Origin of the sequence: Pseudomonas sp. B111 (assembly GCF_026428275.1) — a bacterium.
Classification (GTDB): Bacteria; Pseudomonadota; Gammaproteobacteria; order Pseudomonadales; family Pseudomonadaceae; genus Pseudomonas; species Pseudomonas aeruginosa.
Map to the genome: position 1 here is coordinate 4737435 of NZ_CP097857.1, position 22416 is coordinate 4759850.

At 65.7% G+C, this 22416-nt stretch carries 18 protein-coding genes; 2 read left to right on the plus strand and 16 right to left on the minus strand.

The window, feature by feature from the left end; genetic code table 11:
- Window positions 1-31 precede the first annotated feature (31 nt).
- Window positions 32-1843 carry a lipid A export permease/ATP-binding protein MsbA gene (gene msbA, locus M6E97_RS22005; protein WP_003095749.1) on the minus strand — a complete coding sequence of 604 codons (1812 nt, stop codon included), beginning with the start codon at window positions 1841-1843 and terminating at the stop codon, window positions 32-34.
- A 107-nt stretch (window positions 1844-1950) separates the two neighbouring features.
- On the opposite strand from msbA, the gene M6E97_RS22010 reads away from it, so the two are divergent.
- Window positions 1951-2601: a hypothetical protein gene (locus M6E97_RS22010; RefSeq protein ID WP_003109893.1), complete on the plus strand. Its 651-nt coding sequence runs from the start codon at window positions 1951-1953 to the stop codon at window positions 2599-2601.
- A gap of 7 nt (window positions 2602-2608) precedes the next feature.
- A complete protein-coding gene (gene waaL, locus M6E97_RS22015; protein ID WP_023092695.1) occupies window positions 2609-3814 on the plus strand; it encodes an O-antigen ligase WaaL in 1206 nt (401 codons plus the stop codon).
- A gap of 18 nt (window positions 3815-3832) precedes the next feature.
- Here waaL and wapR read toward each other — a convergent pair whose 3' ends face one another.
- The 15 genes from wapR to glnE all read right to left on the minus strand — a co-directional run bounded on the left by wapR (window position 3833) and on the right by glnE (window position 22173).
- On the minus strand, window positions 3833-4717 hold the full coding sequence (gene wapR / locus M6E97_RS22020) for an alpha-1,3-rhamnosyltransferase (RefSeq protein ID WP_033937846.1): 885 nt from the start codon (window positions 4715-4717) through the stop codon (window positions 3833-3835).
- A gap of 160 nt (window positions 4718-4877) precedes the next feature.
- On the minus strand, window positions 4878-5834 hold the full coding sequence (locus M6E97_RS22025; RefSeq protein ID WP_003114548.1) for a glycosyltransferase: 957 nt from the start codon (window positions 5832-5834) through the stop codon (window positions 4878-4880).
- Window positions 5835-5906: 72 nt separating this feature from the next.
- Window positions 5907-7325: a PIG-L deacetylase family protein gene (locus M6E97_RS22030; protein ID WP_033937848.1), complete on the minus strand. Its 1419-nt coding sequence runs from the start codon at window positions 7323-7325 to the stop codon at window positions 5907-5909.
- Between the two features lie 3 nt (window positions 7326-7328).
- Window positions 7329-8225, minus strand: coding sequence for an antimicrobial resistance protein Mig-14 (locus M6E97_RS22035; protein WP_033937850.1), 897 nt, complete (start codon window positions 8223-8225; stop codon window positions 7329-7331).
- Window positions 8219-9355, minus strand: a complete 1137-nt coding sequence (locus M6E97_RS22040; protein WP_033937852.1) for a glycosyltransferase — start codon at window positions 9353-9355, stop codon at window positions 8219-8221. The genes M6E97_RS22035 and M6E97_RS22040 overlap by 7 nt, the downstream gene beginning before the upstream one ends.
- Window positions 9339-11096: a carbamoyltransferase gene (locus tag M6E97_RS22045; protein WP_003095766.1), complete on the minus strand. Its 1758-nt coding sequence runs from the start codon at window positions 11094-11096 to the stop codon at window positions 9339-9341. The genes M6E97_RS22040 and M6E97_RS22045 overlap by 17 nt, the downstream gene beginning before the upstream one ends.
- Before the next feature lie 103 nt (window positions 11097-11199).
- Window positions 11200-12678, minus strand: coding sequence for a lipopolysaccharide kinase InaA family protein (locus M6E97_RS22050; protein WP_034005283.1), 1479 nt, complete (start codon window positions 12676-12678; stop codon window positions 11200-11202).
- Window positions 12675-13433, minus strand: a complete 759-nt coding sequence (locus M6E97_RS22055; RefSeq protein ID WP_003095770.1) for a lipopolysaccharide kinase InaA family protein — start codon at window positions 13431-13433, stop codon at window positions 12675-12677. Before M6E97_RS22055 ends, M6E97_RS22050 begins: the two co-directional genes overlap by 4 nt.
- Entirely contained in the window at window positions 13430-14164 is a 735-nt protein-coding gene (locus M6E97_RS22060; protein ID WP_003095773.1) for a lipopolysaccharide kinase InaA family protein, read from the minus strand. The genes M6E97_RS22055 and M6E97_RS22060 overlap by 4 nt, the downstream gene beginning before the upstream one ends.
- Window positions 14164-14970 carry a lipopolysaccharide core heptose(I) kinase RfaP gene (rfaP, locus tag M6E97_RS22065; RefSeq protein WP_003095775.1) on the minus strand — a complete coding sequence of 269 codons (807 nt, stop codon included), beginning with the start codon at window positions 14968-14970 and terminating at the stop codon, window positions 14164-14166. The genes M6E97_RS22060 and rfaP overlap by 1 nt, the downstream gene beginning before the upstream one ends.
- Entirely contained in the window at window positions 14967-16088 is a 1122-nt protein-coding gene (locus M6E97_RS22070; RefSeq protein WP_003135667.1) for a glycosyltransferase family 4 protein, read from the minus strand. The genes rfaP and M6E97_RS22070 overlap by 4 nt, the downstream gene beginning before the upstream one ends.
- Window positions 16085-17152: a lipopolysaccharide heptosyltransferase I gene (gene waaC, locus M6E97_RS22075; protein WP_031756859.1), complete on the minus strand. Its 1068-nt coding sequence runs from the start codon at window positions 17150-17152 to the stop codon at window positions 16085-16087. Before waaC ends, M6E97_RS22070 begins: the two co-directional genes overlap by 4 nt.
- The gene (waaF, locus tag M6E97_RS22080; RefSeq protein WP_003109905.1) at window positions 17149-18186 is read right to left on the minus strand and encodes a lipopolysaccharide heptosyltransferase II; all 1038 of its coding nucleotides are present in this window, start codon (window positions 18184-18186) and stop codon (window positions 17149-17151) included. Before waaF ends, waaC begins: the two co-directional genes overlap by 4 nt.
- 59 nt (window positions 18187-18245) lie before the next feature.
- On the minus strand, window positions 18246-19169 hold the full coding sequence (ilvE, locus tag M6E97_RS22085; protein ID WP_003095783.1) for a branched-chain-amino-acid transaminase: 924 nt from the start codon (window positions 19167-19169) through the stop codon (window positions 18246-18248).
- 55 nt (window positions 19170-19224) lie between these two features.
- Window positions 19225-22173 carry a bifunctional [glutamate--ammonia ligase]-adenylyl-L-tyrosine phosphorylase/[glutamate--ammonia-ligase] adenylyltransferase gene (gene glnE, locus M6E97_RS22090; protein ID WP_003109906.1) on the minus strand — a complete coding sequence of 983 codons (2949 nt, stop codon included), beginning with the start codon at window positions 22171-22173 and terminating at the stop codon, window positions 19225-19227.
- Window positions 22174-22416 lie beyond the last annotated feature (243 nt).

Genomic DNA, 22416 nt, shown 5'->3' on the forward strand with positions numbered 1-22416 from the left:
AAACAACCTCTCGGGGCAGACGCCCAGTTTATCAGCCGACAGGCGCCGGCGCCTGCTCATCCAGTCCCATCGCGTGCAGCCGCGCATAGTGGCCGTTCTGCGCCAGCAGCTCGGCGTGGCTGCCGCGCTCGACGATCTGCCCCTGGTCCATCACCAGGATCAGGTCGGCCTTCTCGATGGTCGACAGGCGGTGGGCGATCACCAGGGTGGTGCGCCCTTTCATCACTTCGTCCAGCGCCGCCTGGATATGCCGCTCCGACTCGGTGTCCAGCGCCGAGGTCGCCTCGTCGAGGATCAGCAGGGGCGCGTCCTTGAGCAGCGCCCGGGCGATCGCCAGACGCTGGCGCTGGCCGCCGGAAAGCAGCACGCCATTCTCGCCGACCTCGGTGTCGAAGCCTTGCGGCAGGTTGTCGATGAATTCCTTGGCGTTGGCAGCCTTCGCCGCCCGCTCGATTTCCTCGCGCGGCGCGCCAGCCAGGTCGCCGTAGGCGATGTTGTTGGCCACGCTGTCGTTGAACAGCGTGACCTGCTGGGTCACCAGGGCGATGTGGCGGCGCAGGTTACGCAGGCGATAATCCTCGACCTCAACGCCATCAAGCATGATCTTGCCGTCATTGTGCTGATAAAAGCGCGGAACCAGGTTGGCCAGGGTCGACTTGCCGCTACCGGAACGGCCGACCAGGGCGATCATCTGCCCGGGTTCGGCGACGAAACTGATGTCATCCAGCACCTGCTTGTCGGTTCCGGGATAACGGAAGCTCAGGTTGCGCACTTCCAGGCGCCCGCTGACCCGCTCCTTCTCGACGCTCCCCTGGTCTTCCTCCGCCGCTTCGTCGAGCTGCTCGAAGATGCTCTCGGCGCCGGCGACGCCGCGCTGGACCGTGGAACTGACCTCGGAAAGCTGGCGGATCGGTTTGGGCAAAAGGCCCGCCGCGGTGATATAGGCCACCAGGTCGCCGGCCGAGGCGTCCCCGCGCAGCCACAGCACGAGGAACATCAGTATCGCCATGGCGACGTAGATCACCAATTGCAGCATCGGCGTGTAGACCGCGCCGGTCTTGGTCATCCGCAACTGCTTGTCGGTATTGCTCTGGCTGGCGTCGTGGAAGCGCTTCTCTTCATAGGCTTCGCCGCCGAAGCTGCGCACCACCCGGTAGCCCTGGATAGTTTCCGAGGCGACGTGGGTGACGTCGCCCATGGCCACCTGGATCTTCTTGCTCTGCTTGCGGAACTTGCGGCTGGCAGTAGTCACCATCACCGCGATGACCGGCAGGATCGCCAGCATCACCAGGGTCAGCTTCCAGTTCATCCACAGCAGGTAGAGGAACAGGAAGACCACGGTCAGGCCTTCACGGATCACCACCTTGATGGCATCCGTGGCCGCTCCGGTAACCATGGTCACGTTGAAGGTGATGCGCGAGATCAGGTGGCCGGAGCTGTGCGTGTCGAAATAGCGGTTCGGCAGCACCAGCAGCTTGTTGAACAGGGCGACCCGCAGGTCATGCACCAGCCCCAGGGAAACCTTGGCCAGGAAGAAGTTGCCGAGGAACGAGCCCAGCCCCTGCCAGGCAGCGATCAGGATGATCAGCAACGGCACCGCGTAGACCAGGTGCAGGTCGCGCAACCAGGGCCACTGCACATTCGGAAACAATGCCGCGTCAGGATTGGAGAGGCCGTCGACGAAATACTTGAGGATGCCCGCCAGCATCGGCTGGGTCGACGCGAAGATCAGGAAACCGACGATGCTGAGTAGGAACATTCCGATGTAGGGCTTCACGTAGCCCAACAGGCGGAAATAGATCTTGAGACTGGAAGGTCCGGGATTCTGAGGACTATCGCTCATGGTTTCTTACATGCTGAAAAGGTCCCGGAGTGTAGCACAGGACCTCCATCACTCTGCCTGGAAGGCGTGTTGGGGTAAGATGGCGGGCCGTTCGTTCAGGAGCTCGCATGCGAGTCATAGACTACCCCTCCTACTTGCAGTTGCGTGACAACGCAGAAGTGCTGGAAGCCGATGGTCATGGGGACAAGGTACTGCGTCTGCGCGACGGGTCCTTCCTCAAGCTGTTTCGCCGCAAGCGCCTGATTTCCTCCGCAGCCCTGTTCCCCTATGCGGAGCGCTTCGCCCGCAATGCCAGCGAACTGGCGCGGCGCGGCATCGTCTGCCCGAAGGTGCTGGACGTACTGCGGATCCCACATATCCAGCGCGACGCGGTGCACTACGAGCCGCTACCGGGGCAGACCCTCCGCCAACTCGACCGCAACGACCCGGAGTGCGGCGATACAGTCCGGACGCAACTGGGCGAGCTGATCGCCGCGCTGCACGCCAAGGGGGTGTACTTCCGCTCGCTGCACCTGGGCAACGTGGTGCGCACGCCGGAAGGCCGGATGGGCCTGATCGACATCGCCGACCTGCGGGTCCAGCGCTCGGCGCTCAGCGCCGCCCAACGCATTCGCAATTTCAAGCACCTGCTGCGCTACGAACAGGATCGAACCTGGTTCCTCGACGACAGCGAGCACCTGGTGCTCAAGGCCTATCTCCGCAGCAGCCAGGTCCACTGGACACTCGAGCAGCTCCTCAAGCAACTGCAACTGGATTGAGCAAGGAATGTTCGCAGCTACCCGACTGACCCGTCTTCGCCACGATACCAGCCGCATCCTCAGCCACTGGATCCTGCCGCTGGGCTGGCTGGCCCTGCTCACCGGAATGTTCTGGGTCGGCGACCGCTCCGACTACCACCGCCTCTTCTATATCCTCCTGGCGGCACCGACGCTACTGTACGTGATACTGCAACCGCGTCTGCTTCGCCCGCTAACGGGCTCGCCGCTGTTCATCGCCTTCCTCGCCTTCAGCAGCTATATGATGCTGAGCCTGTCCTGGTCGGCCCCCGAGAACTCCACCGGCTCGCTGCTCAAGCGCCCCCTGTACATCGCTCTCCTGTTCTTCTGCGCCGCCATCCTGGCGCTCGAAGCCCCCCTCCGCCTCAAGACCGCGACCTGGCTGGCAGCCCTTGGCGCGGTGATCTCCGCGGCAGCCACCTTGCTGCAATACTACTGGGACGCCAACCCGCTGCGCCTTACCGGTTATGGCGCTCTCTATAACCCATTACTGAGTGCCCATGTCTATGGCGCCTTCACGGCATTCTGGCTGGCTTATTGGATGCAGTCGCGCCCTATCCTGGCCCCCTTGCCACTGATTTCTCTGGCGCTGCTCGGTGGCCTTCTCATCGCGACCGGTTCGCGTACTCCCCTGGTAGGGCTCACAGCAGCCCTTATGTGGCTGGTCCTGGCCGGAGACAGGAAAAAGGCCCTCATCGCCCTGGCACTCGCTCTGGCTGGAGCGCTACTGGGCTACATCCTGTACCCGGAAGTGATCACCCAGAGAGGGGCATCGTTTCGCCCGGAAATCTGGGCCGACGCCCTACGCCAGATCGGCGAGCATCCATGGCTCGGACACGGCTACGATCATCCGATGCGAATCGTCCTGAGCAACGGCATGCTGCTCGCCGACCCGCACAACATCGAACTGGGTGTGCTTTTCGCTGGAGGGATCATCGGGCTCCTGCTGTGGGTGGCGATCTACGCCCTGGCCTTCGCCTTCTCCTGGAAAAACCGGAAGTCTCCAGCCGTTCTGCTAGCCTCGACCTGGCTGGTGTTCGGCCTGGCAGCCGGACTCACGGAGGGCAACGCCTTCCTGCCCCGTCCCAAGGAACACTGGTTCCTGATCTGGATTCCCATGGCGCTGCTGTATGCGCTGTGGATCCAGCAAAGGTTCGCCGCCAGCAGGCGCGGTGAAGATATCGCCGCGCCTTGAGCGCGGCGATATCAGCGGTCAGGAGAAAAACAGCCGCGCAATGCCGCGGAAGGTCTTCTCGTTCCAGTACTTCAGCGGTAAGCCGGAGAGCAGCTCCCGGGCCAGCACCTTGTCCCGGTTCGAGCACTTGAGGAACATCGAATTGCGGAAGCGCATGATCACCTGCTCGTAATCGGGGTGATCGCTGAACTGGCTGTACGTCTTGAATACGTTGTCCACCATGAAACGGGCGTTCTTGTACGTATTGGTGGGATGCTTGCGGTACTGGGCGAGGACCTCGCCAAGAATGTCGATGACGTAGCCAGCCTTGGTTACCGCCAGTTCGATGTAGACATCTTCCAGGCGTATGTCCGGATCGAAACCGCCGACCTTCTCCAGGGCTTCCCGCCGGAACATCAGGGTGGGCGCCATCGGGCCCGGCTTGCGGTCCAGGAACAGGTCATCGAAGTCGAGGCGGCGGAAAGGCAGGTCGCGTTTGCGCTGCTCCTTACCCGGCATGACCCGGCCACTGGAGTCGATGATCTCGATATTACCCGCGCAGATACCTACCTCGGGCTTGTCCCACATGTGCGCCACCTGTTTCTCCAGGCGTTGCGGCAACATGACGTCGTCCGACCCGAAAGGCACGATGAGATTTCCCCGGGCCCTGGCGATCGCCTCGTTGAGCGTTTTCGACAGTCCCTGGTTCTGCTGGACCCTGAGGTCGAAGCCGTACTTCGCCTGGAGCCCGTGCAAAAGCTCGACGCTGCCATCGCTGGAACCATCGTCCACCACCAGCAGTTCCACGTTGCGGTACGTCTGCGCAGCCACGCTGGCGATGCTCGCTTCTATGTACTTTTCATGGTTATAGGAAGCGATGATCACGGAAACCAATGGCTGCGAACCATCATCGACGAGCGTCATAACTACAACCTTACCTGTCCTTCACGTCCCCATTCAAAGCGCCAGACATGCATGAGCGATCCTGCGATCTTCATCGGTCCTACACCTCCCCCCAGCCCGGAAAAACAAGCTGAACAATAGCAAACACGCCTGAAGCCCCAGCTCTTTTCGGCTGCTACTCTCAGGTAAAAATACGTCGCCAGGTCTTCTCCAGCCATCCGGGACGCTCCGGCTCGCGCAACGCGGGCCGCATGGCCTCGACGATACTCTGACCGACAGCGGCGAAGCTGAATCGTTCGATGGCCAGAGCCTGGCCGCTTCGCGCGATCCGCTCGGCGAGGGCCGTGTCGAGGCGCAGGATCGCGAGCTTTTCCTGGATGTCCGCCACCGAGCGATACAGCACGATATTCTCCATGTCCCGGAAACCCAAGGCCTCGTTTTCCCGCTCGCCCTGGTCGTAGGCCAGCAGTACGCAACCGCAGGCCATCGCCTCGAAATTCTTGATCATGTATTCGCCCATGCCGACATCCGCGCTGACGAAGAAACGGATGCGGTTGAGCGTGCGCAGGTACTCCTCGCCGGACTTGGTCTTGGTCACCAGCAGGTTCTCCACTCCGCCCAACTCGTCGAGCAGCGCCTTGCGTCCACTGTAGGCCACGCTGCCGGTACTGCCGACGAAGCCCAGTTCGATATCGCGCGCCAGGCCCAGGTCATGCAACAGGGTCTGGTCGTAGCCCTTGGGCACGAATACCGCGTCGAATCCCTCCTGGCGCAGGCGTTCGCTGACCGTATGGCCCGAACTGATCACCCGTGCCCAGGGCAGGCGCCGGTAATGGGCGCTGAACTTGCCGGTGTACTTGCAGGGAATGTAGTTCTGGTAGGCATCGTGCTCGAGGATCACCAGGTTGGGCACGCTGCGGATGAAGCGGACCTGGCGCATTTCCTTCTTGAAACGGAGGAAGAACAGGATGCGGTCGTAGCGCGAGACATCCACGTGCTTGCGGAAGTAGCCGCGCAGGTCGGCCTGCTCCTCGCTGCTCAGCCAGCGGGTATCGCACTCGCAATGGGCGGCGATGCCGTCGTACAGGCGATCCAGGATCGCTCGCTGCTCTTTCTGGACCAGAAACAGAACTTTCATCAGACCTTCATCCTCGCGGCTGCTCCGAAGCAGCATGGCGGCTCGAACCTTGCCGAACGCTCGACCCAAGCATCATGCCTCCCCGTCCAGCGACTCCACCCAGAACAACTCGTGCCGACGCACCGCCTTGCGCATGAACTCGTCCTCGCCGTATGCCGGCCAGCGACGCCCGGCGAGCCAGCCCTGCAGACGGCGGCGCAGACGGCGCTTGAACGGCGGCCTGGGTTGCAGGTCGTGCATCATGCCCAAGGCCATGGCCTTGTCCACCTGGCGCGTGCGCTCCAGCGCCAGCGTCCATGGCAGCAACGGCGAGCATTCTTCGGTCAGCGGCGGCAGACTGACCCCCATGTGCGCATCGCCCATCGGCCAGCGATCGTTGTCGTGCAGGTGATTGGCATAGTGCAACAATGCCTGCGGCTGCCAGTCCAGACCCTGGAGCGCCTCGCGCACGGCCTCCTGGGCGCGGACATGGTCCGGGTGCGGATCGAAATGCGGATGAGGCAGGACGATGACCTCGGGACGTGCCAGCAGGATCAGCTCGCGGAGATCGGCCAGCAGATTGTTCCAGGTCGACAGGCCGTCGGCATCGCTGGCCAGGCGCAGGCGGTTGAACTGGCGGAACGGACGGATATCGGCGAGATCGGCCTCACGGGACGGCACCACCTCGCCCGGGTTCGCCTGCATGGCAGGCAATTGCAGGCAGAAATAACCCAGTTGCACGCAGCGCTCGGCCGGCACCCCACCCCACGCCGGCACGGCCTGGCTATCCCAGGCGCGCAGGCGGCCCTTCAGGCGCGCCGCAGCTATTCCGTCGAGGCCCATGCGGCGGTAATGCTCGGTTTCGATCTCGCCGGCGGTCAGGGTCACGATCCAGGCCTCGCGTGCCTGGCTGTAGAGGCCGAAGGCGGCCAGCTCGGCGTCGTCGGCATGCGGAGCGATGACCATCACCCGCCGGTCACGGTAGTCGGGATGGCGCGCACGCCACAGGGTCGGTTCGCCGACCAGCCGGCAATGCCGGCCGCGCAGGCGAATCCGGCCCTCGCCCAGCGACCCGGCCAGTCCCGTCAGGTTCAGGTAGCGCAAGCCGTTCACCCCACGTTCGAAAGCCTGGGCATCGGCCTCCGCGCCACCTTCCAGCAGCACCGAGGGTTCGAGGAAGCGCCCCAGCCAGCCAGCGCGCACGCCGATACCAAGCACCAGCGTATCGCCCTCGCGCAGCTCGCCGTCGACTCGCAGACGGCCATCCGCCAGGCGTACCGGCAGCGACTCGACCCCTTCCGCGAAACGGTAGCGGTAGTCCTCGCCCGGCGAATAGAACAGATGATCGGCGAACCAGGCTTCGTGGGCGACCCACAGGGCCACGAGGAGGATCGGCAACAACCAGGGGCTGACCAGCAGGCCGACGGCCAGCAACGCCACCAGCGCAACCAGTAGGCCGATCCGCTTGTTGCGTCGATGACGCTTGAGCAACTGCTGCTTGCGTGCGCTCATGCTTCAGACCTGAAAGACCGGAGAAGAATGGCACCAGCGATCCTTGTATTCGCGGTCGGCGCGACCGAACGAATAGCGCAGGGGTTTGCCCAGCGCTCGCGCATCCTCCCAGGCGGCCTGGGTGTTCAGGTAACTGAGCACGCTGCCTGGGCTAAACTCGCGGGTCTGCGGATCGACGCCGCCGTTGATGTACTCGACGCTGAGCCAGCCCGGCGCTTCGGCGCGATACAGCACCTGGACCGCGATGGGCTGGTCGTTGAGCAGCAGGACCGAGCCGCGCAGCAATTCGCGCAGCCGCTCGAAGACCTCGGCCATGCGCTCCGCGCCGGTGGCCGGGAAGCCCCAGCGACGCTGGAACAGTTCGAGATAGATGGCGGCGAACTCGGCCGGGGCGAAGCTGTCTGCCTGGCGCACCTGGCCACCAGCCTCCTCCACCAGGCGCACTTCGCGCCGCTGGTTGTAGCGGAACTTCTTGGAGAAATCCTCGGGGGCGCGGGCGAACGCCAGTTGCTCGGCCTGCGGGCGCAGCGTGACGATGTTCCGTTCATGCAGCGCCGACAGGTAGCGTCCCCCATGGCGGAGGGCGATGCGGGCATCGCCGGCCACCGGCAGGATCAATTCGGCGTTGCCCAGGTCGTACAGGCCCTTCTTGCCGCGCCGCTTGAGCACGTCCTTGGACAACGCCAGGTGGCGGCCCCAGGTCGGGATCGCCGCAACCAGTTCGCCAGCGCTCTCCCAACCCAGGTAACGCACCGGGATTCCAGCCATTTCGGCGAGTTGCTCGACCACCAGCGGGTGGGTCGCGACGCTGCCGCCGAAACGCTGCCATGCCTGGGCGTAGGTCGGCGCATCCACTTCGCGCCAACCGCGTTCGCGGAAGGCGCGCAACCTGTTCAGCATGCAGACTCCGAAGCGAAGCCGGCAATCGTCGGCAGGCGCCAGAATTCGCGGCGCACCGCGGCGTCGGAGAAGCGTGTCTCCAGGCGCTCGAGCATGAGTCGCGCACAGGCCTCGCGCTGGCGGCGGTCGAGCGCCGCCAGGTGGGTCAGGCCCTCGGCCAGGGCCGTCTCGTCGCCCAGCGGGAAGAGGATGCCGACCCCTTCCACCACTTCGCGGGCGCCGCCACAGGCGGTGGCGATCAGCGGTACGCCGGCGACCATGGCCTCCAGCAGGACCATGCCGAACGGCTCGTGGTCGGAACTCAGGGCGAAGGCGTCGAACGCCTTGAAGTAGCGCCGTGCCTCTTCGACCTGGCCGAGGAACAGCACGCGCTCGCCGATGCCCAGTTCGCAGGCCAGGTCCTTGAGCTGCTCTTCCAGGCGGCCGCTGCCGAGGATCGCCAGCAGGCTGTTCTGTGGCAGGCGCGGCAGCACGGCGGCGAAGCCGCGCAGCAGGGTAGCCTGGTCCTTGTCCGGATGCAGGCGGCCGACGTTGCCGACCACCCAGGCCTCGTCGGGCAGGCGCAGTTGCCGGCGCGCACTCAGGCGCTCGACCTGCTCGGCCTGCAGCGCAGCGACGTCGATGCGGTTGTAGAGCGTCTCGATCCGCTCCGCCGGCCACTTCGGCAGGCAACGGCGGATATCGTCGCGCACCGCGTCGGACACCGCCAGCAGGCTCAGGCGCTTGCTCATCAGGCCGGCGAAGACCTTGCGCGACAACCGCTGGTAATCGCCGAAGGCGTGGTGCACGCCAACGATCGGCAGACGAGTGGCCAGGCTGGCGATCCAGATCGGCTTGAAGCGGTGCGCGATGCAGAAGCGGAAGTCGCGCGAACGGGCGATCTCGCGCAAGTCGCGGATCGCCTTCAGCTTGAGGCCACGGATGTCCCTGGAGCCGTACTCGAGGAACAGTACCTCGTCGGAGGCGCAACGCGCCGCCACCTCAGGATCGGAACGCCCGGTGAGGAACACCGTGGTGACCTTGTACGGGGTTCCGGCGAACAGGCTGGCGTACTGACGGGCACAGTCGAGGAAAGGCCCGTCGTAGCCGTGACAGAACTGTAGGACGCGAGGTTCAGCCGACCGAGTCATACCAGTCCACGCCCTCCTTCACGACCAGGATGTCCTCCATGATCAGGTACTGCAGATCGGAGCCGAAGAACATGTTCAGGGCGTCGGTCGGCGAGCAGATCATCGGTTCGCCACGACGATTGAGCGAAGTGTTCAGGGCCACGCCGTTGCCGGTGAGGTTCTCCAGTTCCTTCATCAGGTCGTAGTAGCGCGGGTTGTACTCGCGCTTCAGCACCTGGGCGCGGGAGGTGCCGTCCTCGTGCACCACTTCCGGCACTCGCTCCTTCCACTCTTCGTTGACTTCGAAGGTGAAGGTCATGAACGGCGCCGGGTGGTCGATCTTGAACATCTGCGGGCCGACGGTATCCAGCATCGACGGGCAGAAGGGCCGCCAGCGCTCGCGGAACTTGATCTGCGCATTGATCCGGTCGGCCACGCCCGGCACGCTCGGGCAGCCGAGAATGGAGCGGCCACCGAGGGCACGCGGACCGAACTCCATGCGTCCCTGGAACCAGGCCACCGGGTTGCCGTCGGCAAGGATCCTGCCGATACGCCGGCTGCGGTTGTCGATCTTCTGCCACTGCGGCCTGGCCTCGTGACGGGCGCAGGCGGCGATGACGTCCTCGTTGGAATACTCCGGGCCGAGGTAGACGTGCTCCATCTTCTCCACCGGCACGCCGCGCTGGTGCGACACGTAGGCCGCCGCGCCGACCGCGGTGCCGGCGTCGCTGGCCGCCGGCTGGACGAACAGCTCCTTCACTTCGGGACGCGAGATGATCTTCTGGTTGAGCTTGACGTTCAGCGCGCAGCCGCCGGCGAAAGCGACCTTGCCGGTCTCGCGGATGATATCGCCGAGGTAGTAGTCCATCATCTCCAGCGCGAGCTTCTCGAACAGCGCCTGGATGCTCGCGGCGTAATGGATGTAGGGATCGTCGGCGATGTCGCCTTCGCGCTTGGGCCCCAGCCACTCGATCAGCTTGGGCGAGAAGTAGTAGCCCTTGCCTTTCTCCTTGTAGCGGCGGAAGCCGATGACGTTGGCATAGTCGGTGTTGATCACCAGTTCGCCGTTCTCGAACTTGGCGAGACGGGAGAAATCGTACTTGCTGGCGTCACCGTAGGGCGCCATGCCCATGACCTTGAACTCGCCGTCGAGCATGTCGAAGCCGAGGTACTCGGTGATCGCGCCGTACAGGCCGCCCAGCGAATCCGGATCGTAGAACTCCTTGATCTTGTGGATCCGACCGTTCTCGCCCCAGCCGAAGAAAGTGGTGGCGTACTCGCCCTTGCCGTCGATGCCGAGGATCGCGGTCTTTTCCTTGAACCCCGAGCAATGGTAGGCGCTGGAGGCATGGGCAAGGTGGTGCTCGACCGGCTGGATCTTGATTTTCTTCAGGTCGAAGCCGAGTTGCTGCAGGCACCACTCGATGCGCTTGTAGTAACGCTTGTAGCGGCGGTTGCCGAGCAGGATCGCATCCAGCGCGCGATCCGGCGCGTAGGCGTAGCGCTTGGCGTAGTGCCAGCGGGCCTTTTCCATGATGCTGATGGGAGCGAAGGGAATCGCCACCACGTCGACATCGGCCGGCTCGATCCCTGCCTGCTCCAGGCAGAACTTCGCCGATTCGTAGGGCATGCGGTTCTTCGCGTGCTTGTCGCGCACGAAGCGCTCTTCCTCGACGGCCGCGACCAGCTTGCCGTCGATGTACAGGGCGGCGGACGGGTCATGGCTTACGGCGCCAGACAGGCCTAGGACGGTCAATGCCACGGTAGAACCTCTTCAAAGCAGCTCGCGGTTGCGGAGTGGGACCGACAACCGCGGCTTTCGTTTAACTCGTCGACCGCCGCAGGCGGTGGTCGTCGCTTGTCGTTCAAGCCCCGGCGGCGTCGCCGAGGCGGGGAATCCGTTGCTCCAGCAGCCGGTAGAGGCCGCTGTCCTGCGGCCAGTTGCGCAGGAAGCGCGCGCGGTCGCGGGCGTAGGCGCGGGCAAAGGACACCTGGCTGTGATGCTTGCGCATCGCGTCCAGGTCGATCAGCGCCCATTCGCCGCCTTGTTCATGGGCCTGCCAGAACAGGTTGTGTCCCTTCAGGTCGCCGTGGCTGATGCGTTCGCGGATCAGCGTCGAAAACAGCCGATCCAGTGCCGCCAACTCGGCTTCCGGTGGCGAAACGGCGCCATCGGGCATGTCCAGGCAAGGCTTAAAACGAGCGATTATATCCTGACCGCCGAGATAATCGGTAATCAGGTAGGCGCGCCCGCGCAGCCAGCACCAGCGCCGCTCCAGCATCGCCAGCGGACGGGCGGTGGCGATGCCGAGGAATTCCAGGCGGTTGCCTTCGCGCCAGGAGGCCCAGGCCCGGCTCGGCCGCCAGAAGCGCTTCAGCCAATGGACCCAGCCCTTGATGTTGTAGCGTTTGATGATCAGCGTGCGGCCGTTCGCTTCGACCCGGGCGACGGTGGCCGCACCGCCGTCCTTGTAGACATGGCCGGCGGCGATCAGGCGGTCCGCGTCCGCCAGCAGCGGCGCCATCGTCTCGGCCTCGCTGCGGCGGGCGGCGAACAGGCGGAACGGACCGCGCACGACGCTGAACAGGCTACAGTCGCGACCGACCTTCCTCAGCAGGTCGCGTACCCGCCAGCGGCGAACCTTGGCGATTTCCTTCTGCAAGGCTTCCAGCGGCAGCGCATGTTCGCCGTTGGCCAGCAGGTAATGCACCAGCAACTCCTCCAGGAAAGGATCGAGGAGCGCCGGCAACTGGGCGAAGAACACCCCGAGGTTTTCCAGCACTTTCTGTCGCGACAGCGGCTGGCCGGGAGTTTCCGCACGCACGCCGCCACCGTCGATGAGATACAGGCGGCCGGCGTGGCGCAACAGGTTGTCCAGATGCAGGTCGTCCTGCCAGAGGCCCTTTGCATGCAGCTCGCCAATGGCTGCCAGGGCTTCGCCGAGCACCGCTTGCTGGGCATCGCCCAGCGGCGCCGGGGCCTCCACCGCACGCCAGGCGTCACCGAGGCTCTGCGCCGCGTCGAGGTAGTCGAACAGCAGCCAGCCGCCCTCGCCCTGCTGCAGCCCGTCGGCCAGCAGCGCCGGGGTGGTCAGCCCCTGGGCCGCGAGCAGACGCGCCCCTTCCAGTTCGCGCTGGAAATGCCGTGCGGCCTTGCCGCCCACCAGCAGCTTGGCCAGCACCTTGCGCCCACGCCATTCGCCGGCACCGACGTAGCGCTGCCCGGGCAGCACCCGCAGCAGACTGTCCAGGCGCAATTCGGCAGCGCCAGCGCCATCCGCCAGGGTCACCCGCAATGGCAGTTGCGGGTGGCGCCCGGCGGCTTGCAGTTCGGCCAGTCTCATCGGCGCGACTCCTTGCGCCGGCGGCGCTGGTCGAGAAGGCGATACCACTGCTCGACCTCGGCCGAGTCGAGGGGTTCGTCGACATAGGCGGAGATGAATTCGTGCACGTCCGCTTCGCTCCAGTCCGGGGCACGGCGCAGCATCGGCTCCAGGTCCTTGACCTGGTCGCGGCGGCCGAACCAGATCGGCCGGGTCTTCTCCAGGTCGATCAGGCAGGCCTCGAAGACACCATCGGCCCCCTCGCGGAGGAATACATGCTTGGGATAGAAGCAACCATGCATCTGTCCGGCCGCGTGCAGCTGGCGCGCCAGCCTGCCAACCGCCCGGAGAATCGCCCGGCGCCGCTCTTCGGCCAGGTCGTGCCAGGACGCCAGCCAGGTGTCCAGGTCCTGCCAACCGTCCAGGGCACGGGTCAGGAGGATCGCCTGGCGCTCTCCGCCGACCGCCTGCTGGGCGAAGAACGCCGCCTGCAGGGCGGGAATGCCCAGCGCCCGGTAGCGCTCGATGTTGCGGAACTCGCGGGCGAAGGTCGGCTCGCCCAGCGGATGGCGCAGGCTGCGGGTCAGGTGGTTGCTCTGGCGCTTCAGGTAGTAGGCGGAGTCGCCCAGGTCGAGGCGATAGACGCTGCTCCAGCCACCCCGTTCGGTATTCGGTTCGTCCACGGCATCCAGCTGCAAGGCCCACAGGGCGTCGAAGCTGTCCAGACGGTTGCGCTGGAGCAGGTCGTGGTCCTGCGCGGCGATGAAAACGCTCATTCGCGCCCCTCGAAGAAAGCCACCACCTGGCGAATACGCTTCTTGTCGGATTCGTTCAGGTGCCGGCGACGGCGATATTGCAGGTAGAAGCGCAGGCGCTGGGTGCGCGACAGGTGGTACTTGGCCACCTTGTCCAGGCAGGCCAGGTCCTTGGTGATCCGGTAGCGCAGCATGAAGCTCCACCAGAACGCGCCGTTCGGGCAGTCGATGAAATACACCAGCGGCTGGTCGTCCACCAGCAGGTTGCGCCACTTCAGGTCGTTGTGGGTGAAATGCTGGTCGTGCATCAGGCGCGTAGCCTTGGCGATCTGCCGGCTGACGCCGTCCACCCAGCGCGGGTCCTTCAGGCGCGGATCCCGGTTGCAGGCGAGCACCGACAAGTCCTCGGTGCCCGGCAGTTCGCGGGTAATCATGGCGCCGCGCTGGAAGGCGCCGGCCTTGCGCTCCAGCCCCCAGGCGACCACTTCGGCGGTGGGAATGCCCCACTTCTCGAAGCGCTTGAGGTTCTGCCACTCGGCCTTGATCCGCGGTCGCGCCAGGTAGCGGCGCAGGCCCTTGCCGGCGCTGCGGTAGCGCTTGACGTAGTAACGCACGCCGTCGCGCTCGATGCGGATGACTTCGGACAACGGGTCGCGGGTCAGGCGCTCGCCCTCCAGGGCGAACACACTATCGAGGCTACCGAAGTCGGCGGCCAGGTGACGGTAATCGGGTTCGAGGGTCCACCCCGCCATCAGAGCAGGTCTCCGTAACGCTGCTTGCGTTCGTAGAGTTTTTCCGCCTTGCGTTCCATCCAGGCCAGCAGGCCGGCCTCGTCGCGCAGTATCTCGCGCAACGGCCGGCGGAAATAGGTGCGCAGGAAGCGTAGCTTGTCGCGACGCGTCAGTCCGATGTCCAGCGCAGAGAAATACAATGCCGCCAGATCCTTGTTACGCCAGCGTTTCGGCGTGGCGTCGCGGGTCTGGGCACGGTGCAGGTCGATCACCGAGAGGCGGAAATCGTCCGCGCTCACCGGCTTGTCGGTGTGCAACAGGAAATGACAGATGTAGCAGTCGCGATGGTTGACTCCGGCACGGTGCATGTCGCCGACCATCCGCGCCACCGCCTCGACCAGCGCGCGCTTGAGCCGCGGCGGTGGAGGACGTTCGCGCCAGTCCTGGGAGAACACCTCGAGGTCCACGGTCGGCGCCAGTTCCTCGGTGACGATGAAGGAATGCTGCCGCGCCGGATCGCTGCCGCGCTCGCCGTAGGCGACCGCGGTCATGGTCGCTACGCCGGCCTCGTGCAGGCGCCGGATGGCCTGCCACTCCTGGCGCGCGCCGAGCACCGGGAGCTTGGCGGTGAGCAGGTTCTTGGCGATCTCGCCCCAGCCGATGCCACGGTGGATCTTGACGAAGTAGCCGCGCCCGTCGACCTCGGTGCGCAGGGTGCGGCGCCCCTCCAGTTCGCGGTAGACCTTGCCTTGCAGCGCCTCCACCGCCTCGAACGGGTCGCGCCCGCTCCACAGGCGCTTGAATGGCTCTTCCAGCACCAGCCTCATGAGGCCTCCCCGAGGATCAGGTCGGCGGCGCGCTGCGGCATGCTGTAGAGGTCGGCGTGATCGGCGTAGGCCAGGCCATTGCGCGACCAGGCGGCGCGCGCCGGAGCGTCCTCCAGCATTTCCGCGAGCAGGCGGTTGAGACTGTCCTGCTCGAAGGGACTCGGCAGCACCCGCCCGGCGTCGGCCTCGGCGATGTAGTGGGCGTAGCCGCAGACATCGGTCACCAACACCGGCAGGCCGGAGACCAGCGCCTCCAGCAGCACCGTACCGGTGTTCTCGTTGTAGGCCGGGTGGATCAGCAGGTCGGCGCCGAGCAGGAAGCGCGGGATATCGCTGCGACCCTTGAGGATCTGTACCTGGTCGTTGAGACCGAGGGCGGCGATCTGTAGCAGGAACGGCTTGGGATCGTCCTGGCCGATGGCGATCAGCCGGGTACGCCTGCGCAACGCCTTGGGCAGCGCGGCCAGCGCCTTCAGGCTGCGATCCAGGCCCTTGGTCTTGAAGCCGGAGCCGATCTGCACCAGCAGCAGGTCGTCCTCCTCCAGGCCGAACTCGCGGCGGAATTCCGCACGCACGTCCGCGGCGTTGGCCGGCGCCCGGCGATCCTGGCTGATCCCCGGCGGCAGCAGATGGAAACGCTCGGCCTGGGTGCCGTAGTGCTTGACGAAGAGCGGCTGCTGCACCTCGGAGATCATCAGGATCTCGGTCTTCGAGGCCGGGTCGAACACTGCCCGTTCGTAGCCGGCGAAGTGGCGGTAGCGGCCCCACTGGCGGTACAGCGGGTTGCGCAAGGTCTGGGCCTTTTCCTCGAAACAGGCGTCGGCGGCGTAGTAGACATCCAGTCCGGGCATCTTGTTGAAGCCGATCACCCGCTGCACCGGGCGCCTGGCCAGGTCGGCGCGGACCCACGCGGTGAACTTCTCGTTGCGCCGGTGGTTGAAGATCGAGCGCACCGGGGCCACCAGCACTTCGAAGCCGTCCGGCACGTCGCCCTCCCAGATCAGGGTATAGACGCGGATGTCGTGCCCGCGCCGCTGGCATTCCAGGGCGATGCGCATGAAGTCGCGCTGCAGGCCGCCGAAGGGGAAGTATTTGTAGAGGATGAACGCCAGGGTCATCGGAGGGTCTCCGGGGCCAGCAGCATGGCCTCCAGCTGGGTGGCCACGCGCTGGGGATTCAGCCGGGTGAAGCACAGCGGCTGCTCACGCTTGAGATCGAACAGTTTGCGATCCTCTTCGGTCGGCTGGTAGGTACAGGTCTTCTTCAGGCACGGCGCACAGGGGAAGTCGCTGCCCAGGTGGACCTGGGAGCGCCCGTAGGCGCCGGTGAAGCCAGGATTGGTCGGGCCGAACAGCGACAGCGTCGGCACGTCCAGCGCCGCCGCCAGGTGACCGAGGCCGGTATCCACCGCCACGCAGGCGCGCGCGCCGGCAAGCACCTTGGCCATGCCGGCCAGGGATAATCTGGGGAGTACCGCGGCATTTTCCAACCCCGCCGCCAGGCGCCCGGCCCGCTCCCGCTCGGCGGCGCTGCCCCAGGGCAGGCGCACCGACCAGCCGCGCTCGCACATGCGCTCGGCCAGTTCGCGCCAGTAGGCTTCCGGCCAATGCTTGGTGGCCCAGGTAGTACCGTGCAGGAACACCAGGTACGGCGCGCCAGGGTCGGCGTCGGCCAACTGCTCGCGGTCCAGGCCATAGTCACCGACCGACTCGGGCAACGGGTAGTCCAGCGCCTGGGCGAACAACTGGCGCGTGCGCTCCACCGCATGCTGTCCCCAGGCGACCGGATAGGCACGGCGATAGAAGCGGCTGGCGAGCGGCTCGCGCGCCGAATCGCGATCGAGACCGGCGACCGGCGTCTTGCCCACGTAGCGGGTCAGCCAGGCACTCTTCAGCAGCCCCTGGGCGTCGATCACCAGGTCATAGTCGACTTCCTTCAGGCGCTGTTTGAAGCGCCGCCATTCGCCGTTGCGCAGGGTCTGCCAGAGATTCTTGCGCCAGCGCCGGATCGCCACCGGGATCACCCGCGCCACCGCCGGATGCCAGGCGGGAATCTCGGCGAAACCTTCCTCCACCACCCAGTCGAACTGGATGCCGGGAATCGCCCGGGCGGCGTCGGTAAGCGCCGGCAGGGTGTGGATCACGTCGCCGAGGGACGAGGTCTTGACCAGCAGCACCCTCATCCGGCGACCTCGGCAGGGTCGCCGACCAGCCGCTCCAGGGCTTGCAATACCAGGCCAGGCGGCAGCTCGCGGAGGCAATTGTAGTGGCCGAAGCGACAGGTGCGCTCGAAGCACGGGCTGCACTCGAGACCGAGGCGGACGATCTCCACCCGGTCCGCCAGCGGCGGGGTGAACTGCGGCGAGGTGGAGCCATAGACGCCCACCAGCGGGCGATCCAGCGCGGCCGCCACGTGCATCAGGCCGGAATCGTTGGACACCACCGCGCCAGCGCAGGACATCAGGTCGATGGCCTCGGCCAGCGAAGTCTCCCCGGCAAGATTGAAGGACTCCTCGCGCAACCCCGGAATCAGGCGCTGGCGAATCTCCTCTCCACCGGGATGGTCGTTCTTCGAGCCGAACAGCCAGACCTGCCAGCCGGCACGGATCTTCGCCTCGGCGACCGCGGCGTAGTGTTCCGCCGGCCAGCGCTTGGCCTCGCCGAACTCGGCGCCGGGACAGAGCGCCAGCACCGGGCGGTCCAGGCTCAGGGCGAACTTGTCGAGCGCCGCCTGGCGGCTGCCGTCGTCGATCCGCAGGCGCGGCTGCGGATAGGGCTTCGGCAACTCCACGCCCGGCTCGAAGGCCAGGGCCATGAAGCGTTCGATCATCAGCGGATAGCGCTGCTTGTCGAGCTTGCGGATGTCATTGAGCAGCCCGTAGCGCATCTCGCCGCGCCAGCCGGTGCGCTTCGGTATTCCGGCGAACCAGGGCACCAGCGCCGACTTCAGCGAGTTGGGCAGCAGGATCGCCTGCTCGTACTGACCGCGCAGGCCGCGTCCGATCCGGCGCCGTGTGGCGACGTCCATCACCCCGTGGCCGAGCGGGAAGCTCAGGGCCTGGCGCACCTCGGGCATGCGCTCGAGGATCGGTCGGCTCCACTCGGGCGCCAGCACGTCGATCACGCACTCGGGATGCCGCTGGCGCAGACACTGGAACAGGGTCTGCGCCATCACCATGTCCCCCACCCAGGAGGGACCTACGATCAGAATTCTCATTCAGGCTCCGGAAATGATCAGGGAGGCTTTCGCCTCCCTGTCACACCCTTCTTCGGTGCTTACTTGACCAGGGTACGCCACTCGGCGTGGGCCTCGGTCTTGCCGCTGACCAGGTCGAAATAGGCTTTCTGCAGCTTTTCGGTGACCGGGCCACGGCGGCCGGCGCCGATCTTGCGACCGTCCACTTCGCGGATCGGCGTGACTTCCGCGGCGGTGCCAGTGAAGAAGGCCTCGTCGGCGATGTACACCTCGTCGCGGGTGATGCGCTTCTCGACCAGTTTAAAACCGTGTTCGGCGGCCAGGGTCAGGATAGTGTTACGAGTGATGCCGTTCAGGCAGGCGGTGACTTCCGGGGTGTAGATCACGCCATCCTTGATGATGAAGATGTTCTCGCCGGAGCCTTCGGCCACGTAGCCTTCCGGATCGAGCATCATGGCCTCGTCGGCGCCGCCGGAGATCGCTTCCTGGAGGGCCAGCATCGAGTTGATGTAGGCGCCGTTGGACTTGGCGCGGGTCATCGAGATGTTGACGTGGTGGCGGGTGAAGGAACTGGTGCGCACCTTGATGCCTTGCTGCAGGGCTTCCTCGCCCATGTAGGCGCCCCAGCTCCAGGCGGCGATGATCACATGGACCTTCAGGCCGCTGGCGCGCAGGCCCATGCCTTCGCTTCCGTAGAACACCATCGGGCGGATATAGGCGCTTTCCAGGTTGTTCTCGCGCACGGCGGCGCGGGTCGCCTCGTTGATCTCGTCGCGGCTGTACGGGATCTGCATGTTCATGATGTGCGCGGAGTCGAACAGCCGGTCGGTGTGCGCCTGCAGGCGGAAGATCGCCGTGCCCTGCGGGGTGTCGTAGGCGCGCACGCCCTCGAACACGCCCATTCCATAGTGCAGGGTATGGGTCAGCACGTGCGTGGTCGCATCGCGCCACTGCACCAGTTCACCGTCATACCAGATCACGCCATCACGATCGGCCATCGACATAGTTGCCAGCTCCTTCAGATATTCGTTACGTACTTGCGTTACGTGCCTGATTGGATCAGCCGAGCCGCAGCTCGCGCCAGATCCTGATCACTTCTCGCCGCTCCGTCTGGAAGTGCTCGCCGCTCACGACCCCGGCCTCCTTCTGTAGTGCCAGGCGGTGTGCGGCTGCGCGATAGGCCTTGTAGGCCTCCTGCAGGAGACGGACGTCCTCGCTGGCGATCAGGCCAGCCCGTTCCAGTCCTTCCAGAATGCGGATGTTATCGGTGAATTCGAGCAGCGCCGGGTGTTCTCCGGACCAAGCTAGAACCGCATATTGCACCATAAATTCGATATCGACGATACCACCGGCATCGTGCTTGAGATCGAAGGCTGCCGTGGCCTCGAAGGCATTCGAGGCGGTACCGGCGGCGGTCGCGCGGGTTCCCAGGTTGTCGCGCATCTTGGCGCGCATTTCGCTGACTTCGGTGCGCAACGCGTCGAGATCGCGCGGCCTCGCCAGCACCTCGGCACGTACCGCCTCGAAGCTCGCCTGCACCCGCCGGCAACCGGCCAGCACCCGGGCGCGGACCAACGCCTGGTGCTCCCAGGTCCAGGCCTCCTGCTCCTGGTAGCGCTGGAAGGCGCCCAGCGAACTCACCAGCAGGCCGGCCGCGCCGCTCGGACGCAGGCGCATGTCAACCTCGTAGAGGGTGCCGGATGGCGTCTGCGCGGTGAGGAAATGGATGATCTTCTGCCCCAGGCGGGTAAAGAACTGCGCGCCATCGATGGATTTGCCGCCATCGGTCTCGCAGTGGGGGTCGCCGTCATGGATGAACACCAGGTCGAGGTCCGAGCCATGACCGAACTCCAGCCCGCCGACCTTGCCGTAGCCGACGATGACGAAGTCCGGATCGCACGGCGTGCCGTCGGCGCGCAACGGCCGGCCGTGACGCTGCACCAACTGCCGCCAGGCCAGTTCGAGGACCTCGACGAGGATCGCCTCGGCCAGCCAGGTCAGGTAGTCGCTGACCTTCATCAACGGCAGCGTGCCGGCGATCTCCGAGGCCGCCACCCGCAGCCCGTGGGCCAGCTTGAAGTGACGAAGGGTCTCCATCTGCTGCTCGAGGTCGTCCTCGGGAATCCGCATCAGCCGTTCGCGCAGCTCGGCGGCCAGCTCGGCGGCCTGTGGAGGACGGAACAGGCGCCCCTCGTTGAGCAGTTCGTCGAGCAGGATCGGGAACCGCGCGATCTGCTCGGCAACCATCGGGCTGGCCGCGCAGAGGGTCAGCAGGCGCTCCAGCGCGCCAGGGTTCTCGGTCAGCAACACCAGGTAGGCGGAACGCCGCGCCACCGCTTCCACCAGCGGCAGGACCCGCTCCAGCACCAGGTCCGGCTGAGGGTTTTCCACGGTCATCGCCAGCAGGCGCGGAACGAAGGCATCCAGGCGTTCCCGGCCGAGACGCTGCATCGCTCGCACCTGGGGGCCGTGGCGCAGATCGCTGAGACGCTTCCAGGCCGCCTCGGCATCGACGAAGCCGGCGTCGGCCAGTTGCCGACTGGCCGACTCCTCGTCCAGCGCCTCCTCCCACAGCGGGATCCACTCGGCGCCGACGCTGCCGCAGGCCGCCTCGCCGCTTTCGTCCTCGTCCGGGTCGGCGATCACCTGGCGGAAGTGCCAGTCGATGCGCGCCCGCCAGTGGCTCAGGCGCTCGTGGAATGCGGCCCAACTGGCGAAGCCCATGATGAAGGCCACGCGGATGCGGTCGTATTCGTCGCTGGGCAGCATTTGCGTCTGCCGGTCGGCCAGCGCCTGGATGGCATGCTCGGCGTAGCGCAGGAACTCGTAGCCGCCGCGCAGCTCCTCGACCACCGCCGGCGGCAGGTAGCCCTGCCCCTCCAGGGTCGCCAGCACCTTCAGCAGCGGTCGTTGCTGCAAGCTCAGGTCGCGCCCGCCATGGATCAACTGGAAGGCCTGGGCGATGAACTCCACCTCGCGGATACCGCCTTCGCCCAGCTTGATGTTTTCCGACATCCCCTTGCGCCGGACCTCCTGCTGGATCAGTTGCTTCATGGTGCGCAGCGCCTCGATGGCGGAGAAGTCCAGGTAGCGCCGATAGACGAACGGCCGCAGCATGCCGAGCAGTTGCTCGCCTGCCTGCTGGTCGCCGCCGACCACCCGCGCCTTGATCATCGCGTAGCGCTCCCAGTCGCGCCCCTGGTCCTGGTAGTACTGCTCCAGCGCGGCGAAGCTGTAGACCAGCGGTCCGCTGGAGCCGTAGGGACGCAGGCGCATGTCGACGCGGAAGACGAAGCCGTCGACGGTGATCGCATCCAGCGCCTTGATCAGCTTCTGCCCCAGGCGGGTGAAGAACTCCTGGTTGTCCAGCGAACGCTTCGCCCCCTCGGTCTCGCCGCCCTCCGGGTAACCGAAGATCAGGTCGATGTCCGACGACAGGTTGAGCTCCACCGCGCCCAGCTTGCCCATGCCGAGGACCACCATCCGCTGCGGTTCGCCGGAGCGCCGGCCGATCGGCGTGCCGAACTGCTCGCACTGGCGCCGATGGAGCCACTCGCAAGCCAGGTCGATGCAGGCGTCGGCCAGGGCCGACAGGTCGCGACAGGTTTCCGCCAGCGCGGCGCGGCGGGTCAGGTCGCGCCAGATGATGCGCAGTTGCTGGCGTGTGCGGAAACGTCGCAGGCGCCGACCGAGTTCGTCCTCGTCGGCGCAATCCTCCAGCCGCGCCTGCAACTGGCTGCGCAATTCGCCGGGCGCGTGGGGGTTCTCCAGCTCGCCGCGTTCGGCCAGATCCAGCAGCATCGCCGGGTCGCGCACTGCCTGCTCGGCGACGAAATCGCTGGCCGCAGCGACCCGTCGGAAATCCTCCAGGCGCTCCTCAGGCCAGGCCTCCAGGCGGGCCAGGGCGGCGGCATCGAGGGCGGCGACAGCGGAGCGGAGGGCAGTCCCGGCGCGTTCGGCGGCGGGCAGCAGGGTGGCCGGCAGATTCGCCAGCGAAGGCAGGCTCATGGTCTATCCTGTTTGGGCTTCCGACCGAAGACCACAGGCTCGACGCACAACGTCGAAAAGGCTCTACATCGGGCCTTATAGCCTGACAGCGACAATCGAAATGTAGTTTTACTACTAAAAATTGTATCCAGAGGGCTGTTTCTCAGACTGATCTGTAGTAAAACTACAAGTCGCCGGGTACACCCCCGGAGAACATCCAAGAATTAGCTGCGGTCGCCCACGAGGCCGGCCGCTCACCTATGG

What these genes read in the sequence shown, in the direction of transcription:
- msbA (WP_003095749.1), bottom strand. Translation starts at nt 1,843, where the DNA reads ATGAGCGATAGTCCTCAGAATCCCGGACCTTCCAGTCTCAAGATCTAT.
- M6E97_RS22010 (WP_003109893.1), top strand. Translation starts at nt 1,951, where the DNA reads ATGCGAGTCATAGACTACCCCTCCTACTTGCAGTTGCGTGACAACGCA.
- waaL (WP_023092695.1), top strand. Translation starts at nt 2,609, where the DNA reads ATGTTCGCAGCTACCCGACTGACCCGTCTTCGCCACGATACCAGCCGC.
- wapR (WP_033937846.1), bottom strand. Translation starts at nt 4,717, where the DNA reads ATGACGCTCGTCGATGATGGTTCGCAGCCATTGGTTTCCGTGATCATC.
- M6E97_RS22025 (WP_003114548.1), bottom strand. Translation starts at nt 5,834, where the DNA reads ATGAAAGTTCTGTTTCTGGTCCAGAAAGAGCAGCGAGCGATCCTGGAT.
- M6E97_RS22030 (WP_033937848.1), bottom strand. Translation starts at nt 7,325, where the DNA reads ATGAGCGCACGCAAGCAGCAGTTGCTCAAGCGTCATCGACGCAACAAG.
- M6E97_RS22035 (WP_033937850.1), bottom strand. Translation starts at nt 8,225, where the DNA reads ATGCTGAACAGGTTGCGCGCCTTCCGCGAACGCGGTTGGCGCGAAGTG.
- M6E97_RS22040 (WP_033937852.1), bottom strand. Translation starts at nt 9,355, where the DNA reads ATGACTCGGTCGGCTGAACCTCGCGTCCTACAGTTCTGTCACGGCTAC.
- M6E97_RS22050 (WP_034005283.1), bottom strand. Translation starts at nt 12,678, where the DNA reads ATGAGACTGGCCGAACTGCAAGCCGCCGGGCGCCACCCGCAACTGCCA.
- M6E97_RS22055 (WP_003095770.1), bottom strand. Translation starts at nt 13,433, where the DNA reads ATGAGCGTTTTCATCGCCGCGCAGGACCACGACCTGCTCCAGCGCAAC.
- M6E97_RS22060 (WP_003095773.1), bottom strand. Translation starts at nt 14,164, where the DNA reads ATGGCGGGGTGGACCCTCGAACCCGATTACCGTCACCTGGCCGCCGAC.
- rfaP (WP_003095775.1), bottom strand. Translation starts at nt 14,970, where the DNA reads ATGAGGCTGGTGCTGGAAGAGCCATTCAAGCGCCTGTGGAGCGGGCGC.
- M6E97_RS22070 (WP_003135667.1), bottom strand. Translation starts at nt 16,088, where the DNA reads ATGACCCTGGCGTTCATCCTCTACAAATACTTCCCCTTCGGCGGCCTG.
- waaC (WP_031756859.1), bottom strand. Translation starts at nt 17,152, where the DNA reads ATGAGGGTGCTGCTGGTCAAGACCTCGTCCCTCGGCGACGTGATCCAC.
- waaF (WP_003109905.1), bottom strand. Translation starts at nt 18,186, where the DNA reads ATGAGAATTCTGATCGTAGGTCCCTCCTGGGTGGGGGACATGGTGATG.
- ilvE (WP_003095783.1), bottom strand. Translation starts at nt 19,169, where the DNA reads ATGTCGATGGCCGATCGTGATGGCGTGATCTGGTATGACGGTGAACTG.
- glnE (WP_003109906.1), bottom strand. Translation starts at nt 22,173, where the DNA reads ATGAGCCTGCCTTCGCTGGCGAATCTGCCGGCCACCCTGCTGCCCGCC.